The sequence below is a fragment of the Flavobacterium hydrophilum genome (assembly GCF_003202405.1).
Classification (GTDB): Bacteria; Bacteroidota; Bacteroidia; order Flavobacteriales; family Flavobacteriaceae; genus Flavobacterium; species Flavobacterium hydrophilum.
Window position 1 is genome coordinate 124,134 of the sequence record NZ_QJHL01000003.1, and the last position, 15,786, is coordinate 139,919.

Consider the following 15,786-nt stretch of genomic DNA (forward strand, 5'->3'; position numbering starts at 1 on the left):
ATGACACCACAGCAAAGAGCCAATAAAATAGCCGATTTAAAACAATGGTTAACCGATAACCCAAACCATCCCGATAGAACCACAATTGAAGCCGATTTACGTCGGTATGAACAGGAGCAAATAAGCAGACCTATTGAACGTGACACCCTTGATTTGAGAGATTATAATTTTTACAACATATGAAAGAAGAAATCGACGAAAGGTTAGTAATCCTGCATAACGTCTTAGTGTATTGCTCACAAGTTGACCGGCTCTCAGATGGAAAATATAACGTTTTTTCGCTTGTTGAAAGAATCTTTATTAATCAGGAGCGAGGCGCATTGTTTAGCCAATTAGCCGAAGAAAAAGGCGAAATATTCCCGCACGAGGTAAGAACCTACAAAGTACCGGAACAAATAGAACGAAAAATAAAACTCACAAAAGAACAAATCGAAGCCACAAATTGGGGTGGTTTTACAAAAGATCAATTATTAAAAACGCAAGAATCATGAATACAGAAACACCGCAATTACCAGACTTAACAAAGTTTTCAGCTCAGGAGTTAAAAGATGCACTGGCTAAAGTAGAATCAAAAAAAGACCTCGACAGACAGGCATATAAAGACCTTGTAGAGCAAACAGTACCAAAAGTAATTTTTACCCTTTGTAGCGCATCAGAAATGATCTCTAACGCCAAAACACAAGCTTTCAAATACTTTGAGGACATCTTAAAATTAAAGGCTGATGTGTACGGAATTAAGGAAAAACAACAATCACATACATTTTCATGTGATGGTGCCGAAATTACAATTGGGTATCGAGTTACTGACGGTTGGGACGACACAGTAAGTGCCGGAATTGCTAAAGTTGAAAAGTTCATAACATCATTAGCAAAAGACGCAGAAACATCTGCTTTAGTTACGATTGTTTTTAACCTTCTAAAAAAGGATGCTAAAGGAAATTTAAAAGGTTCCAGAGTTTTGGAACTTCAAAAACTAACAAAAGATTTTAATAACGAGGAATTTACAGACGGTGTAAGAATCATTGCCGATGCATACAAGCCAGTTCGTTCAGTTTGGTATATAGAAGCTGCTTTAATTGGCGAAGATGGTACAAAAACGCCAATCCCGCTTTCGGCTAGTTCAGTAGATTTTTCGCAAGGGTACAAATTTGAATTTAATAAAGATGAAAAACACAACGATACTGATCTTATTGATCCTGCTAATAATCTTTAACAAAAAAGACATAGCCACTTACATAGAGTGGCTGTGTTTTCGAATCAATTCCATCTATAAACAGCAAAAAAATGAACGTAGAAATAATACCAGTAAAAGATCACGAAGAATACACAGTTAATGGTCATTTGGTTTTTAAAGATCATGCAGGTAATTGGACTTGTAAACATGAATTGTCAGATAAGGAGTTGAGAGCATTTAGAAGATATGAAAAATTGGTAATCAATAATACTCTTTTCAAAAAACACACAAAAGCAACATATAAAGGCTGATAATCATGGAAGTATTCAATAAGATAATAGCATTTGATAAGCTCACAGAAATAATAACACCTGCCAATCCTGTGCCATCAGAATGTATGAGGGCTTTAATGGCTGGACAGGATTATTTACAAAAATTACACGATGAAGCTTTTAAAGCAGGATTTGAAAAAGGGTGCGATGCTGCTCAAACAGTAAAGGACTCTTTAAATGAAGATTAACAGGTTAGTTAATTCGGTTTCCTGAGTAGCTCAGATGGTAGAGCGTTTGAAAAGAGCCAAAAATGTAGAGCCTTTCATTTGTCACCGGTTCGAATCCGGTCTCAGGAGCAAATCAATTTTTTGGATTTAAATTGATATATGGGTCCTGATTAAGATAACGATAATCATTAAAGCTTTGTACACTTTAAAATGCGGGTTCGAGTCCCGCATCAGGAACAACATTACACAAAAACGGAATACTAACAATTATTACACAAATCAGGAATATGGAAAAGAAAACATCACACTATTTTGTTTATGTCGGTCACTCTACATCAACAAAAAACAAGCTTCAGGAAGAATTCAGCAATTACTTAAATTCATTAGAAGGCACTTTAATAAAAGCTAAAAAGATTCAGGATTTAAAATTAGAAATAATATTAAAGTCTCTTGAATTAAGCAAAAAGCACAGTCGTTGTACTCCACTAACAATAACATTTTCTGACCTATACAGAAAAAACGGCTTTTACATAAACGGTTTCTATTTTTTAACCTTTCAGATACTTAATGCTTATGACAGCAACTAAACCAAGCGTTTACACCGGAAGCGGTTCCGCAATTGACGACTACAACAAGCCAAAACAGCAGCTTAAAAATATCGTTCAGGGAAACAATGAAAACTGGGGTTTGTTCGATAAGGCTAACAAGCAACACATGACAGTTCTGGCGCAATTACGCACATTACAATGGACAGTTAAACACGAACGTTGGGGCGAAGTTGCCGACATTCAAAGATTATCAGACTTTTTAAAGAGTGATAATTCACCGGTTAAAAAGCCTTTAAAAAAGATGGACAAAGCTGAGCTGTCAAAAATAATAAGCTGTTTAGAATCAATAATAACTAAAACATACAAGTAAATGGAATATGTATTTATAGCAGTAATCATAATCGCAATAATGCTTTTCGGTTTAGCTGTAGGATGGTTTTTAGCTAAGATTTCCGATAAGGATGACAGCACAACCGAGACCATCAAAACTCTACAAGAGTTGTACTGTTTTGAATGTGAAATTGAAATGCCTGTTAAGGAAAAAAACGGCCGATACTATTGCACAAATTGTAAACTATACCATGACAATGAATACATATAGCATCACCGAAGTTTGCCCGCATGATATAGCTTACATCAAAGTAATAGACGCTGTTTGCGGATGCGAAACAACAGTACTCACATGTACTGAATGTAAAAAAGAATTAGAACCACCTAAAACCGAATGTTAAATGAAAGTAAATCTTAAACTGTCGCCAATGCAGCTAAACGCTTTGGTACATCATTTTCCAAAACCTCCATTTACACCAGAGAAAAACCGTGAGATAAGAGTAGCGAGATCAGTTTTAGAAAAGGTATCACTAAAGTTTGAAAAAAAGGAGTTAGAAACCAAGCGACTACCGACTCGAAACTCTAAACCAGTAAAGATAAAATTCAGCTTTGAGTATTACGAAGCTCACTATCTCGAAAAATTCATCGAAGTAGCCGAAACCTTTCCTATGAGCGTTTATGACCGGAACGTGTTATTATATATCAAGTCAAATTTAAACCAACAATTATCGTAATGAGTGAAATTCAAATAAGTTGCGACCCATCAGGAAATGATAGTAGCAAAAGTAAAATTGCAATAATCGGGCACGGCATGTCACACGAACTGAACCACATGATTAGAGATTTAAAAACACGTGAAAATATTGTAGTTATTGACGATGTTGACGAATCCATTTCAAACGAAAGAATTGAAGTTTTTAAAAAAAATTATAAAAAGTGGATAGAACATTACTTCCCTCATTTTTCGGATGAAAATTTTGCTAATGTTCGTCAGTTCTATTTTCATCCGGCACGGAATTATGGAAGATCAGCTTTGATTAATTCATTTCATAAAAAACTTATTAAGCCAGTAGCAATAAACCGTAAAGTAAAAAAGAGATATATAAAATGTCCCAAAATAACCGAGCGGGTTTCACTTAAAATGACAATAAATTTAAAGTAATGAGACAAAAGAAATACCCAAACAGACCTACACTAAAAACTGAAACCATATTTGAGGCTGAGCACAGGTTAAAAAACGAAGCCAAAACCATAGCAAAGAATTTTGTTCATGTAAAACCAACCAAATATCTGATAAAATGATAAAAAAAAGTTTAAAAAAAGATTGGTTAATGCTTATGGGAGGTATGAAAGATATTGCCTCCAAGTATCCGATTTTCAAAGTAGAAGTAACAAAAGAAAGCCATATCATCATAAATAAAGATTGGGACATCATTTGCCATTTTATTAATAATGAATATGTAGAAGTGGTTTTAACTTATAAAAATGAGCCATGTATGACAGTAAGACATTTACAATCGTATTCAGCGACAGCCTCAGCAGTATTACAGTTTATTGAGGATAATTTATAAAATATGGAGCTATTAACCACATACAGAGCGCAAGGAAAAGAAATAGGTTTGGTTTTCCTTTTTAAATACGATTTAAACGGCAATTTAAAGCTATTTGAAGTTTCGGAGGGCGAACTTAACCAAACGCAAATTGAGTGGCTGTTTTCGTCCAATTTTCCTGCTCAGGAAATCACTATAAAAACCGTTTGGATGGTAAAAGAAAAGTACACAAAGGTTTTTGAAATCAAGATTTCGCCTGCTGATCTATCTTTTAACTCCGGTTGGTTACTCTACAATCACAAGCTTTCAAAACTCGATGCTGAAAAAGCTTTCAAAAAAATGACAGAAGCAGAAACGATATTGTTTTTTCTTTCATTGCCAGGCTATGAACGATATTTAAAAAGAAGCGGAATTGCAAAAGCCAACATGGCAACTTATATCAACAAAAAGTATTATCACAACGAATACCCGGAAGAAATAAAAACAAAGAATTTCAACCCAATAATTGCAGATTTTGCAAAACGAAAAACTGAAAGACGATAAAATAAATAAAAAATGAAAAAAATTATAAAAAGAATAAGGCAGTACTTCAAAAGTGTGTTAGGTATTACAAAGCTAGAAAATGAAATTTCCTTACTCAAAAGGAAAAACAACTCAATTGTTGATAAGCTTGAAACTCATTCCAGATGGCTAAACGAAATGAACTCAGATAATAAATTAATTCTGAGCCACATTAAGTTTTTAAATTCTCAATTTTCGGTTATATCAGATATTAATCATCCAAAATATGAACCGTCAGTTGTGATTATTTTACGAAGAGGCTCGGAAGAAATTGTTAAAACATACACTTTCAATAATCGTACTGTTGAAGAAATACACCGTTTTTTAGAAGGATTTGGAAAAGAAAACAATCGTTACGATCAGCCAAGAGGTTATCCATCGCCTAGATGGCGATATTAAGAACTATAAACTAACACTGAAATATATGATACTAGGATTTAGCACACAGATATATAAAAAGCCAACTTACTTTGTAGAACGCATTTTAAAGGGCTTGATTGATAGCGGTTTTTATGAATCAATGCATAATGAATTAAAGGAATTTATTGATACAAATGCAAAAAGAGAGATTATTTTCTATCATAGAATGTGGGAAAGGATAATGGAACAAAACCCAAAAATACACACCATCCGGGAAGACAAAACAGACCGTTGGAAAGCAGGAATGAAGATTGATTTTTTTATCAATGTTCGAACAAAAAAAATGTTTCGATTTGCTCCGGTTCTGCCGGTGGTGAGTATTCAGGAAATTGAAATAGTTTACTATCATACAAAAGAAACAATAATGAATGCAGGCTCATTAAAAATTGCTGTCAGAGTTGGTAAAAAGCAGTTAGATACTGATGAAATGAAAGCATTAGCCATAAACGATGGCTTTGATTCTTTAGAAGAATTCTTTCAATATTTTAATGATGACTTTACAGGTAAACTTATTCATTGGACAGATAAAAAATACTAAGTAAGGAAACCCGTAAAAAAGTCTAAAAAAAACTTAATAATTTTGATTCATGGACAAATATGACGAAATAATTCACAGACACCGAGCGGAACAAGCTCGTATTAATGCAGCACAGGAAGCCAAACGAAAAAAGCTTGATATAATACTTTTTACTGTAAGTATTATATTATTATTTGCATTAGTGTATTTGTTATATGACCTTTTTAACATACATTTGGAAAGCGAAAAATTAAAGCATTGGTTGGAAACACATTAATGAAAAGATGCTCACAGATTTAGAAATCGAAAAAATACAGAGTATTTATTTTCACATTTCACCAAATGCGCTCAGGCCAATACAACAATATGATGAAATGCGGAAAATTAGAACCGATACAATTGTCGGTTATCGAAGCAAAAAACAAGGCTTTTGGGATGTTATTTATATGGACATTGAAAATATCACACCGTGGCAATTAAAAACGTTCGACAAACGAGTTAAAAAAGACCTTCCGGGCAGGTCTGAAATTGAAAAGCACGGCGATGTAACAAGATTAATTTTTAAATGATTATGAAAAAACTATTACTATTTACCTTTTTACTTTTTGGGTTAATGTTACAAGCTCAGGATTATGATTTTTTAAAGAAAGCATATCGAAGCGACATAAAATTTACTAGAGAGTTTGCCGATGTTATTGCAAGTAATTTTAGAGGTGAATACTCCTATTTAGATTCAAGAGAATCAAAAAAAGGTAATGTCTATTCAATTATTTATATTCCAAAATTAGCGTCAGAAGAAACAAAAAAAAGAATCGAACAATCAATTGATTATGCCTACAGTGGCGAATGCAAAGAGTGTTTGCAAGTTCATTTTAAAGTTATTGTAGAGGGGCAAAATAATGACCTTGAAATAACAGGTACAAAGAAATATATGTTCGATATTTTTAGAGGGAAGTTTTTAGACCTTTTCCCTTTTTGGAAAAAATACATTGCTCCAAACGATGTTACTGAATTAGTAACAGAAAAAGGATATGCCAGTATGAGAGATGAGCAAAATAAAGTTATTTTTAATTTTAGAAGAAATGCTGAAGGTTGGTATATTCAAAATTATAGTGATCGATTAAATTAATTTAAATAGTGTTTAAACTGAATTTAAAAACCCGCTAATTAGCGGGTTTTTTTATGCTCAAAAACTCGTGTTGCACAAAATTAAATAACTTTTTATTTTTGCTTCATGGCGTATAATAAAAAGAACTACAATAAACGAGCTCAATTTATTATTGAGGTTTATAAGAGCGCCAAACATTCAGATGTACCTGATACTAAGATTATAAAAACAGTATTTCCAAAACACAACATTTTTATATCTTATCGCCAATGGATGAACATAAAAGGAATGCCAATTCCAAAGTCAGAACCACAGGTACAATTATCTTTATTCGGTGCTTAAGCTAATTGTAACCGTTTGCGAATCATCATCACAACTATAATCTTCAAATTCACCTGTAAAGGTTAATTCTCGTACTCGTAAGCCAACATCGTTTCTATTGTGACCAGTTGCAGCAGTTCTGTTTAAAGACTGGCAAAAATCACCTTCCCAAGTCTGAACAGCCATAAATAATTTTTGTTCGATTTCTAAATATTTCAATCCTGCTTTTCTAACATCGAGCGGCGCATCTTGCCATGTTTGATTGTAGTTGTCAAATACTAATGTTATAGATATTACAGGCTGTCCAAGTTGGTTTTTGCCTTGTAAATTTGAAAAAGGAGTATTCGGAAAATCAATTAAAACCCCCGGAAAAAACATACTTTTTCGCGGGTCTTCCGTTCCTAATTGTCCTAAATCCTGTTCTATGTAAACAACTTCTGGAACTTCTGTTTTAATGCGTTCCTGCAATTCTAAGAATGTTTTTCCAAAAGGTGATTCAATGTTTTCTAAAAGGTCTGGTGTAGCCATAATTTATTGTAAAATCTGTTTAATATCTCGTGTAACTTGTCTCTCAATAGCTCTGTTTAATACAACACTATCCCTGTCATTAGTTGGCATAAACTGACGTTTTGGGATATTCATTTTTCGTCTGTGCGCTCTTACTGTACTTTCACCGGATTTATACGTTACAGTCTGCATTCGCTCGTTTCCATTTCTGGTAAATCGTCCGGTACCAACTTTTCTTTTACTGTATTTATTTCGGGTGTGAGCTTTTACGGTTACAGTTCCTTTAAACCCCTCATTGTGTAACCTGGCATAAGGCCTATTATTTTTTAAAGTCACTTGTGCGGGTTGCGTGGTGTAATGGTTGTCAGCTCGTAAAGCTCCGCTATCAACTAAGGTCGAACCTCTTTTTTTATTGCTCTTTTTCCAACGATCAAAGCTTTGTCCCTGAAAACCTCCCGCCCTGAAATTACCGTTTATAAAGCGCAAAGCGATGTTTCCGGCAACTGACGGAAAACGGTTAATTGCATAGTTTTTGACCTCATTTGCCTTTCTTTCGAGTGCTCTTGAAAATTCTTCAGGTGTCATTATTCTTTAGTTTTAAGTATAAATCATTGTTATTCAAATAACATTTAGTAATTTTGTTTTTATGATAACCATTTTTGACTATAATCCAACAGATCAGGAGCTCAACGATATTCGTTTTGATGCTCTTTCGTTGTGTCAAAAATTTGGTATCGACACTGACAAAGAGCTCACTCCTGAGCTGTATTTAGAGCTTGTCTCACAAGAAAACGCCTATTATGATTTAGCTGTCCTTTTCGAATTCAGAAACGATCAGGAGAAAGCAGATGAGTTTTGGGCAAAACTTCCAAAAGAATTACAATCTGATGGTTTAGGCTACGATTGCGTAAATATTGCTATTTAGTATTTTCTTTTAAATAAGCGTTCACCTTACTTCCTATATTGCTATAATCCTGCATTAAAAAAGGCATCAAATCTTTTACCGCTTGCTTTTCGTCTATCTTAAGATTTTTAAGTGTTGTTCTAAAATCGCTTATCCAACTTTTATAACCGTAACCATTTTCCAGAATTTCTTTTTGATGAATTGCTTTACCTCCAAGCTTTTTCATAAACTCCGGGTAAGTATGTCTGGCGCAAAACTGGTTTATAGTCTCCATATTTTTAACACCAACCGAACTCAACGATTTAGGTGCTGATTTGGTTTTTGCGTGCAAAATTTCATGCCATAAACTTTCAAAAGAATATTCCTGGTTAAAAGTCATTTTCTTACCGCTTTTGATAGCTGCTAAACCGTTCCTGAATTCTTCAAGCGGATTAAACTTAATACTGCTAAATTCGTGCTTACTCAGGGTAATAGTAGAACCGCTAGCCCAATCACCGGTTAACCTATTATGATACATCGAGTGTTGCATCATGTACGATTTAGATTTTATAAACTTCACATCATCCAACCCGCGTCTAAAATCTTCGGGAAACAATTCGGCATATTTTGTCAATATGGCTTTGATCTCTTTATCAGTTGGCAAATCTCCTTTTATATAATCGCTCAGATTTATTGAAGTTTCCTTTTTCGGTTCTTTCGGCACTTTTATTTTATCCTGATCCGTTGCCTTAAAGTATGGATGTTTGTTATTAAATATCACTTTACTTACTGCTGCATTGTTGTCGAAAATGGTATCTTTTACCAAAGGATCAACCATTGCGTTAGCCCAATCGCTATCGTATTCCTTGCTTAAGTTACGAGCGATACCAGGTATAATAGTACAACGACAACCCCAAGCCAAAGGAGTATATAAACGAAGCCAAATTTTATCTGTTTTTAAAGCGGTAAACTTGTCAAAAATCCTATGTTCTGGACGTACCGCACTATCACCAACAGTTGAAAACTGCAAATATTCAGCGTCCATAGTATGCCACTTTCGAGCCATTATGGAACTTTGTGTAACATATTTTACCTCTGCTGATAAATAATTTTTGTTGAATACTTCGCCTGTATCAGCAACTATTTTTTTGATAGATTCAAAGCTTCGCTGTTGTCCTTTTAGGTTGAAAACAGCATCTTTAAATAAATTGAACTGCGTTAACGTTTTTGCGTAACTGAATTGTTCAACATTTAGAGTGAACGCATCTTTTAAAGCTTTCCGGCTTTCTTCGTCGTCAAATGAAACACCCAAACCTTTATTAAGGCCTTTCATTAATTGCGCTACTGTTTTGTTATAAACAGCATCGGTATTCAGGTCTTCACCCTCAAATAACTGCCTTGCAATTTCATTGTAAATGTCGTCCCAGTTATCGGCTGCAAGGTCTTCCAGTTCTAAATCATTACAACAGGTACAATCTGAGCTATATAAATGGTTTAATTGCCCGACTATGGTCGGGCTTGGTCGAAAAAATCCGCTAAACCTTTAAAAAGTAAATCCAAAAGGTTTTGCTTTCTGGTTTCGGTTAGCTGTGGTTTTTTGGCTTGTGGCTTTTTAGGATTTGTTTCGGTCGGTTCCGGTGTTGGTTCCTGCTTTGCCAGTTCCATTTTAGCTTTTAACTCATCATAGTTATCCGGTTTTGGAATTCTGTATGTTTCATACCAATAATCGTCACCAATAGGCACTTTTTGGCTTACAAACATATCTATCTCCATACGGAGCTTAAGTTTTGTTAAATTAAGATCAATCTCAAATTCAAACTTACCGTTAATATCATATCCGTATGATTTTAAAATCTGTTTAAACTTTTTACTGTTTAAGAGATTTTCAATAAAAATCAAGTCTGATATAGTTAATTCGTCCTGCTGTTCGCCATGCTCTTTTGATTGAGCGTAACCGCTCGACTTACTCGACGATGTGGTTTCGGTATTACCCAAAATAGCGATTGCCATTTCTTCATTACAGGCATCTTTTAAACCAATCTGTAGCTTACCATCACCGTTTGAGGTTTTGCCGTCCAGCATTTCAAATTCGGCTTGTTTTGGTATCATCATTGCTAATGATGAGCCACTATCCGTTAGTAATGTTTTAAGCTCCTGCTTAGTTTTGGTGTCATACGCATCATACTTCATAATTCGGACAGGTTGCCCGAAAATCTCAACATATTGTGCATAATCGCCAAAGGTACCACGTTTGTAAATCCCGTACATTGAACAGGCCAAAAGCAATCCTAAATCCTTGGGTTTACCTATAACCCAAACGAAAGGCATTTCTTCATAAGCATAGCCGTCCTGTTCTGATAGTCCGTATTGTGATTTAGTTATTAATCCTTTTTCAGGTTTAATGTGTTTTCTTTCAACTTCTTTAAAAGTCAATTCCTCACCAATAACAAACTCAACGCCTGAAATCCCCCATATTTTGGATTCCATCATTAACGTGATTAAATCACGACCTTTTTCGCTTTTCATTAAGTCGGTTAGGTCGTCATCCTGTTTGCCGTCTTTTTTAATGAACTTTAATTTTTTGTTGAGTACAGAATCTATTCTTTTGCCGATAATACCACGCAAAAAACCATCCATAGAAAGGATGTCGTGATATAAATCGTATAGCATTACACGGTTTGGATAATAAACACTTTCGGCAGTAACGACACTTTCTTTAAGTTTTCCAATGTCTTTACTGCTACGGTCAGGAGCTACGAGTGTTAAGTCGTGTATGATAAAAGGCTCTTTTTCTTTATTTTCCATGTGTTAAAATCTTTGTGTACGTTTTTGGTTAGAACCCCAAAAAACGCCGTCATTTACTTCGCTTTCGTCTTCTGGTGTTTCTGGATCATCTTGCTTATATGGCCAGTCAGGGTTAATATTTCCCTCTTTAATATCATACAACCATCCAGGCACTTCTTTGTTACCAATCATTAGCTCCCAATCTTCGCGAAATAAATCAAGGTTTACATTCGGGTTTGCTTTTCGAACCAACCAGTACGAAGCAATGACCTTTACCGTTTTCTTTAAATTCTCATCAACTACGGTTGGAGCTGTTGCCGGTTCTGTAGTATCATCACCAAAAAGAGCTTTTAAATCGTATTTAAAGAGATATGATTTACAGAAGTCTTCTGCTGCTTTAATCTGTGATAGTGTTTCGCTAGGATTACTACGTGTAATTGCTGCGATAACTTCCGGGTATAACTCGGTATTCAATTCTGATGGTTGTACTAACATTACATTCTATGTTTATTGGCTTTACGTGGGAAGCTTTCTATTGCTCCGGTCGAATTGCTTATTGAAATATCTTGTGCCTTTTTTACAGCTCCCTCCACCGCATCGGGTCCGTCCATTAATTTAGCCTTACGGTTGAAGTTTGTAAACTGAGCTACCATTCTTTCCATGTGTGGATTGGCTTTTTCCATAAGGTTAAAAATCAATCTGCCTAAACGGTTTAATGGTTCAAGGGTTCCCTCAATCCTTGCGTATTTTTCGGGTTTTTTTCTATCGTCCGGGCGAATAGGCAAAGAGGTTTTTAGCTCGCTTTCAAGTCGGTAAATGTGTGGCAAAATAACCTGTTCGTAAAATGGATTTTGAAGTGAGTTGTTTTCAATCCAAATGTAAACCGGATCAACACCTGCACGTTTACAAATGTCATGCGCTTCAAATAAATACTCGCAAAACTGTGCATTGCTCATTTGGTCAACCCAAACTTTGTATAAATAATAGTGAATGCCTTTGCAAGCGAGAATAACAATCGCTTTACTGCTTGCATTTGTCTTGTCTGAGTTAGACGGTGCGGGGTCGGCATAGATTACAACCGTATCGCAATGACGTAATTGAGGACACTTATCAAAAAGTATATCTTTGAAGGTGTCGCCACCGTCCATAGGGTTATTGCAATATTCTTTTTGAAAACTTTCATAAGAAATGGAGCTTTCAACCCTTTTAATGGCTTCCTCTTTATTTTTTTGTGGCCACGAGCTATTGCCGTCTTTGTCGCGAATGTTTATAATGTCCCATTTGTCTGCCTTTTTACCCATTTCTGTAATACAGCAGTATTTGGCAATAATATTGCCACAAGCAATAAGTAGTAAGCCGTTTGAAATTGAACGCGTTGGAATTAATGCTTGCTCAATCCATTTAACACGCTCTTTTACCAGCTCTATATTTCGGCAAAATTCGTCAGTATCAATATCATCGATCAGGATAACATCGGGACGACTTGCATCGTTTCTGGTTCCACGTGGTGACTGACCCGCACCAATGGCACGAAACGAAACACCTTTACGGGTTTTAAATTCTGAGGCTTCCCATGAACCAACTTTCTTTTGAATGCCGTAATCGGCAATAATTCGGTTGTTACGTTCAAGGATTCCTTTATAAGGTAAAAGCAACCTTTCGGCATTATCAGCAGAATTCGAGATTAAAAGAATGTTTTTCTTTTTACCTGTCATTGCCAAATAAAGCACTTCCATCATAGTACGCCCTGACTTTGAGAGTTCTCGCGCCCACGATCGGACTTCGTACCATTCGGCATTTGCTAAAACACGTCTGGTTGCTTTTATATGAAAATCAGCGGGTTCGCTGGTATAGTAGTTAGGAAAATAGTATTTAAACCATTCCTCTGGATTTTTTTCGAGGTGTGCAATTCTTCGCAGTTTTGCACCATGGCTTTCGGTTAAGTCAATAGGTGTGGCATTGTCCATGTTTTCACAGAACTCACGCCATATATCTAAATATTCCTTATTGCTTACTTTTTTAGCCATTCTTTAGTTTAGAGTTGATAAACTCATCAATGTAATTTTTGAAATTTTTTGCATCACTTAAGTCAATCGACTGGATGAACGTTAATAGTTTTCTGGAAACCTCCACATATTCGCCTAATCCTATTTCGGTTTCGAGGCGCTGGATGTTTGCGGTTATCTTACTCATAATGTCCGCTTCTTTAGATTGTGGTATAGGGATTTCCCGTTTTGCAATCAATTCGTTTAAAGCATCTAATTGATTATACCAGTGTACCAATTGAGCTTCTTTAGTAGTTAGCAAGCTTTTTCTAAGCTTCGCCCAATTGTCAGCCTCAGCCCATTTGCCGATTGTCTTTTCGGTCACACCGGTGCGCTCTGCAATCTCCTTAAAAGTGATGCGCTCGTTTACATATAATATTCGAGCGTACTCCCGCTCTTGTGCTTTGGAAATTCCCATTTTGCTAATTGATTACAGGGCAAAATTGACCTAAAACAAGCCTATTTTAAAATATGTGTGCAACCCTTGCGCCCTTATTTTTAAAGGCTTTGAAGTATTCGCAAGTTTGTACTCAGATTTAACAAACACATAAATATGAAAGCTTAATGAGTACCCCTAAACTGAAAAAAATCGATAAGGAATTTTGCATTACTGACGACTCAGTGAATGTGTATGGCTATCGATGTTTGACGTCTGGTTTATTGGTAGATGAAGTCAAAAAAAATCCTATAGGATTTAAAATGCATAATCGTGACAATGGTGTCGTAGTGCGTTGGGAAGACTTTAGAATCGATAATGATAAGGTTTATGCTAAACCGATAATCAATTTAGCACACCCGCAAGGTGAAACCATTGTATCAGAAATTGAAAACGGTTTTTTGAATGCGGCCAGCGTCGGAAAAATAGTTGTATTGGACTATTCGGACTTAAAGGAATTAATGTTGCCGGATCAAACAGGTCCCACAATTACAAAGTGGTTTCCTCGTGAAATTTCGCTAGTTGATATTCCGGGCAATTACAATGCACTTGCTGACCTTTTTGATATTGACGACAACGAATTAAACCTTTCAGATTTTAAAATAATTAAACCCAATAACATGAAAAAAATCATTTTAACGGCGGGCGTTTTGACCGCATTGAATTTGAGCGACAATTCAAGTGATGAAGATGCAAACGGTGCATTTCAGGACTTAATTGATAAAGCCAACAAAATACCTGGACTGCAAAAGGATTTAGCAGATAAAACCAAGGAATTGAAAGACAAGGAAAAGGAGCTTGACGACTTAAAAGCTGAAGGTGTTGCTAAAGAAGTTCAGGACTTATTGGCTAAAGGTGAAACTGACAAGAAACTGACAAAAGAAATGTCCAAAAACTTAGCAGACAGTTTTGCAGAAAACCCAAAAGGTTTAAAAAGCCTTATCGATGCTATGCCAGCGCAAACATTGATTACAGATGAATTGGGCGACAAAACTGATGCATCTGCTTTTGCTGGCAAAAAATGGGATGATTTATATCAATCAGACCAATTAGAAACCGTACGTATTCAGTTGCCTGATTTGTACGAGAAATTAAGAAAAGAAAAATTTCCTAACTCATAATCCAATTTAATTATGGCAAATCCAAAAATACCCCAAGAATTTTGGGCGTCTTATATCGTAGAAAAACTACGTAAAACAAACCCACACATTGCACTTTGTTTCGATGAAAGTAAATTCATCTTAGGTGGTTCTGTGGTGTACATTCCGCAAGCAGGAGCAAAACCAAATGTTGTAAAAAACAGAGGTTTTGGAGCAGCTACAGCAGTTCAACGTGGAGACACCGCAATTATGTATGCTCTTGACGTTTTCACAACCGATCCGACAGCAGTATTGACTTCTGAAAAATTAGAGATCAGTTATGAAAAACAAGACAGCGTATTAGCAGATCATACAGATACTTTGGCTGAAACTATCGGTGACGAATTAACCTATAGTTGGGTTAAAGGTGTTAAACCTGCTGTTGGTGGCGGTACAACTGTTGAGTATTTACCTGCTTCAAGACATATCCCAACAAGTGGAGCTGCAACGGCTGTAAATGCTGAGGACGGACAAACCGGAACCCGTAAAGCTTTTACTTATAAAGAGCCTCAAAAAATGCAAGCTAAATTCAATAAGGACAATGTACCTAAGAAAGATCGCTATGCAATGTTAGAAAGCTACATGCAGCAAGAGTTTATTGACTCATTATCACAAAATCAAATGGCGGCTTTTCAAGCTTCTGCTGATTTGGAAAACGGTATTATCGGAAAGTTTGCCGGCTTTACTTTCTTAGAGAGAAGTTCGGTTCTGGCACTTACCGCCGGCGGAACGTTTAGATTACCTGGTGAAGCTTTGGCAGCTACAGATAATCTTGCAAGCATCTTTTGGCAAAAAGACAGTGTAACAAAATCTGTAGGAGATACTAAACTTTTCCAAGATTTTGAAAACCCTTTATACTTCGGAGATATTCACTCAGGACTTGTAAAAATGGGTGGTCGTTGCCGTCGTGAAGACTGGAAAGGTGTCGGAATTGTAGTTCAGGCAGCTTAATGAAATAAATATT

Annotated in this window: 26 protein-coding genes and 1 pseudogene; 20 read left to right on the forward strand and 7 right to left on the reverse strand. The window is 35.7% G+C overall.

Translation table 11 applies throughout. The features are described 5' to 3' along the window. From DMB68_RS13560 to DMB68_RS13645, 17 genes and pseudogenes are all read left to right on the forward strand, one after another. Positions 1-183 carry a hypothetical protein gene (locus DMB68_RS13560; protein ID WP_110347218.1) on the forward strand — a complete coding sequence of 61 codons (183 nt, stop codon included), beginning with the start codon at positions 1-3 and terminating at the stop codon, positions 181-183. Beyond that, positions 180-491 carry a hypothetical protein gene (locus DMB68_RS13565; protein ID WP_110347219.1) on the forward strand — a complete coding sequence of 104 codons (312 nt, stop codon included), beginning with the start codon at positions 180-182 and terminating at the stop codon, positions 489-491. The genes DMB68_RS13560 and DMB68_RS13565 overlap by 4 nt, the downstream gene beginning before the upstream one ends. Then, positions 488-1,213: a DUF3164 family protein gene (locus tag DMB68_RS13570; protein ID WP_110347220.1), complete on the forward strand. Its 726-nt coding sequence runs from the start codon at positions 488-490 to the stop codon at positions 1,211-1,213. The genes DMB68_RS13565 and DMB68_RS13570 overlap by 4 nt, the downstream gene beginning before the upstream one ends. A 71-nt stretch (positions 1,214-1,284) precedes the next feature. Further along, positions 1,285-1,485 carry a hypothetical protein gene (locus DMB68_RS13575; protein ID WP_110347221.1) on the forward strand — a complete coding sequence of 67 codons (201 nt, stop codon included), beginning with the start codon at positions 1,285-1,287 and terminating at the stop codon, positions 1,483-1,485. Between the two features lie 5 nt (positions 1,486-1,490). Continuing rightward, complete coding sequence (locus tag DMB68_RS13580; RefSeq protein WP_110347222.1) at positions 1,491-1,694, forward strand: hypothetical protein; 204 nt, start codon at positions 1,491-1,493, stop codon at positions 1,692-1,694. Between the two features lie 19 nt (positions 1,695-1,713). Further along, positions 1,714-1,802, forward strand: a pseudogene (locus DMB68_RS13585). Positions 1,803-1,960: 158 nt separating this feature from the next. Then, positions 1,961-2,260: a hypothetical protein gene (locus tag DMB68_RS13590; RefSeq protein ID WP_110347223.1), complete on the forward strand. Its 300-nt coding sequence runs from the start codon at positions 1,961-1,963 to the stop codon at positions 2,258-2,260. Continuing rightward, positions 2,247-2,591, forward strand: coding sequence for a hypothetical protein (locus DMB68_RS13595; protein ID WP_110347224.1), 345 nt, complete (start codon positions 2,247-2,249; stop codon positions 2,589-2,591). Before DMB68_RS13590 ends, DMB68_RS13595 begins: the two co-directional genes overlap by 14 nt. Positions 2,592-2,682: 91 nt before the next feature. Continuing rightward, the gene (locus DMB68_RS23245) at positions 2,683-2,952 is read left to right on the forward strand and encodes a hypothetical protein (protein WP_124019428.1); all 270 of its coding nucleotides are present in this window, start codon (positions 2,683-2,685) and stop codon (positions 2,950-2,952) included. Further along, positions 2,953-3,285, forward strand: coding sequence for a hypothetical protein (locus tag DMB68_RS13605; protein WP_110347226.1), 333 nt, complete (start codon positions 2,953-2,955; stop codon positions 3,283-3,285). It begins immediately after the preceding gene. Continuing rightward, the gene (locus DMB68_RS13610) at positions 3,285-3,713 is read left to right on the forward strand and encodes a hypothetical protein (RefSeq protein WP_110347227.1); all 429 of its coding nucleotides are present in this window, start codon (positions 3,285-3,287) and stop codon (positions 3,711-3,713) included. Before DMB68_RS13605 ends, DMB68_RS13610 begins: the two co-directional genes overlap by 1 nt. A gap of 136 nt (positions 3,714-3,849) precedes the next feature. Further along, positions 3,850-4,122 (forward strand): hypothetical protein, encoded by a 273-nt coding sequence (locus DMB68_RS13615; RefSeq protein WP_110347228.1) that lies wholly within the window; start codon positions 3,850-3,852, stop codon positions 4,120-4,122. A 3-nt stretch (positions 4,123-4,125) separates the two neighbouring features. Next, complete coding sequence (locus DMB68_RS13620; protein ID WP_110347229.1) at positions 4,126-4,644, forward strand: hypothetical protein; 519 nt, start codon at positions 4,126-4,128, stop codon at positions 4,642-4,644. Positions 4,645-4,656: 12 nt separating this feature from the next. Beyond that, positions 4,657-5,061 (forward strand): hypothetical protein, encoded by a 405-nt coding sequence (locus DMB68_RS13625; RefSeq protein ID WP_110347230.1) that lies wholly within the window; start codon positions 4,657-4,659, stop codon positions 5,059-5,061. Continuing rightward, positions 4,997-5,620, forward strand: a complete 624-nt coding sequence (locus tag DMB68_RS13630; protein WP_124019429.1) for a hypothetical protein — start codon at positions 4,997-4,999, stop codon at positions 5,618-5,620. The genes DMB68_RS13625 and DMB68_RS13630 overlap by 65 nt, the downstream gene beginning before the upstream one ends. A gap of 263 nt (positions 5,621-5,883) precedes the next feature. Further along, positions 5,884-6,168 carry a hypothetical protein gene (locus DMB68_RS13640; RefSeq protein ID WP_110347233.1) on the forward strand — a complete coding sequence of 95 codons (285 nt, stop codon included), beginning with the start codon at positions 5,884-5,886 and terminating at the stop codon, positions 6,166-6,168. Between the two features lie 2 nt (positions 6,169-6,170). Continuing rightward, on the forward strand, positions 6,171-6,728 hold the full coding sequence (locus DMB68_RS13645) for a hypothetical protein (protein ID WP_124019430.1): 558 nt from the start codon (positions 6,171-6,173) through the stop codon (positions 6,726-6,728). 306 nt (positions 6,729-7,034) lie between these two features. Here the strand turns inward: DMB68_RS13645 and DMB68_RS13655 are convergent, their stop codons facing one another. Next, a complete protein-coding gene (locus DMB68_RS13655) occupies positions 7,035-7,556 on the reverse strand; it encodes a hypothetical protein (protein WP_110347236.1) in 522 nt (173 codons plus the stop codon). 3 nt (positions 7,557-7,559) lie between these two features. Further along, positions 7,560-8,120: a phage virion morphogenesis protein gene (locus tag DMB68_RS13660; RefSeq protein WP_110347237.1), complete on the reverse strand. Its 561-nt coding sequence runs from the start codon at positions 8,118-8,120 to the stop codon at positions 7,560-7,562. Between the two features lie 61 nt (positions 8,121-8,181). On the opposite strand from DMB68_RS13660, the gene DMB68_RS13665 reads away from it, so the two are divergent. Continuing rightward, positions 8,182-8,460, forward strand: a complete 279-nt coding sequence (locus tag DMB68_RS13665) for a hypothetical protein (RefSeq protein ID WP_110347238.1) — start codon at positions 8,182-8,184, stop codon at positions 8,458-8,460. On the opposite strand, the gene DMB68_RS13670 is transcribed toward DMB68_RS13665, so the two are convergent. The 5 genes from DMB68_RS13670 to DMB68_RS13690 all read right to left on the reverse strand — a co-directional run bounded on the left by DMB68_RS13670 (position 8,453) and on the right by DMB68_RS13690 (position 13,665). Further along, positions 8,453-9,751 (reverse strand): hypothetical protein, encoded by a 1,299-nt coding sequence (locus tag DMB68_RS13670; protein ID WP_110347239.1) that lies wholly within the window; start codon positions 9,749-9,751, stop codon positions 8,453-8,455. The two genes, DMB68_RS13665 and DMB68_RS13670, sit on opposite strands and share 8 nt — an antisense overlap. Before the next feature lie 173 nt (positions 9,752-9,924). After that, a complete protein-coding gene (locus tag DMB68_RS13675; protein WP_110347240.1) occupies positions 9,925-11,223 on the reverse strand; it encodes a phage portal protein family protein in 1,299 nt (432 codons plus the stop codon). Between the two features lie 3 nt (positions 11,224-11,226). Then, positions 11,227-11,697: a hypothetical protein gene (locus DMB68_RS13680; RefSeq protein ID WP_110347241.1), complete on the reverse strand. Its 471-nt coding sequence runs from the start codon at positions 11,695-11,697 to the stop codon at positions 11,227-11,229. Beyond that, positions 11,697-13,169, reverse strand: a complete 1,473-nt coding sequence (locus DMB68_RS13685) for a hypothetical protein (protein WP_124019431.1) — start codon at positions 13,167-13,169, stop codon at positions 11,697-11,699. Before DMB68_RS13685 ends, DMB68_RS13680 begins: the two co-directional genes overlap by 1 nt. Before the next feature lie 52 nt (positions 13,170-13,221). Beyond that, a complete protein-coding gene (locus tag DMB68_RS13690; RefSeq protein WP_110347243.1) occupies positions 13,222-13,665 on the reverse strand; it encodes a terminase gpP N-terminus-related DNA-binding protein in 444 nt (147 codons plus the stop codon). A 146-nt stretch (positions 13,666-13,811) separates the two neighbouring features. On the opposite strand from DMB68_RS13690, the gene DMB68_RS13695 reads away from it, so the two are divergent. Beyond that, complete coding sequence (locus DMB68_RS13695; protein ID WP_110347244.1) at positions 13,812-14,804, forward strand: hypothetical protein; 993 nt, start codon at positions 13,812-13,814, stop codon at positions 14,802-14,804. 12 nt (positions 14,805-14,816) lie between these two features. Beyond that, positions 14,817-15,773 carry a phage capsid protein gene (locus DMB68_RS13700; protein ID WP_110347245.1) on the forward strand — a complete coding sequence of 319 codons (957 nt, stop codon included), beginning with the start codon at positions 14,817-14,819 and terminating at the stop codon, positions 15,771-15,773. Positions 15,774-15,786 lie beyond the last annotated feature (13 nt).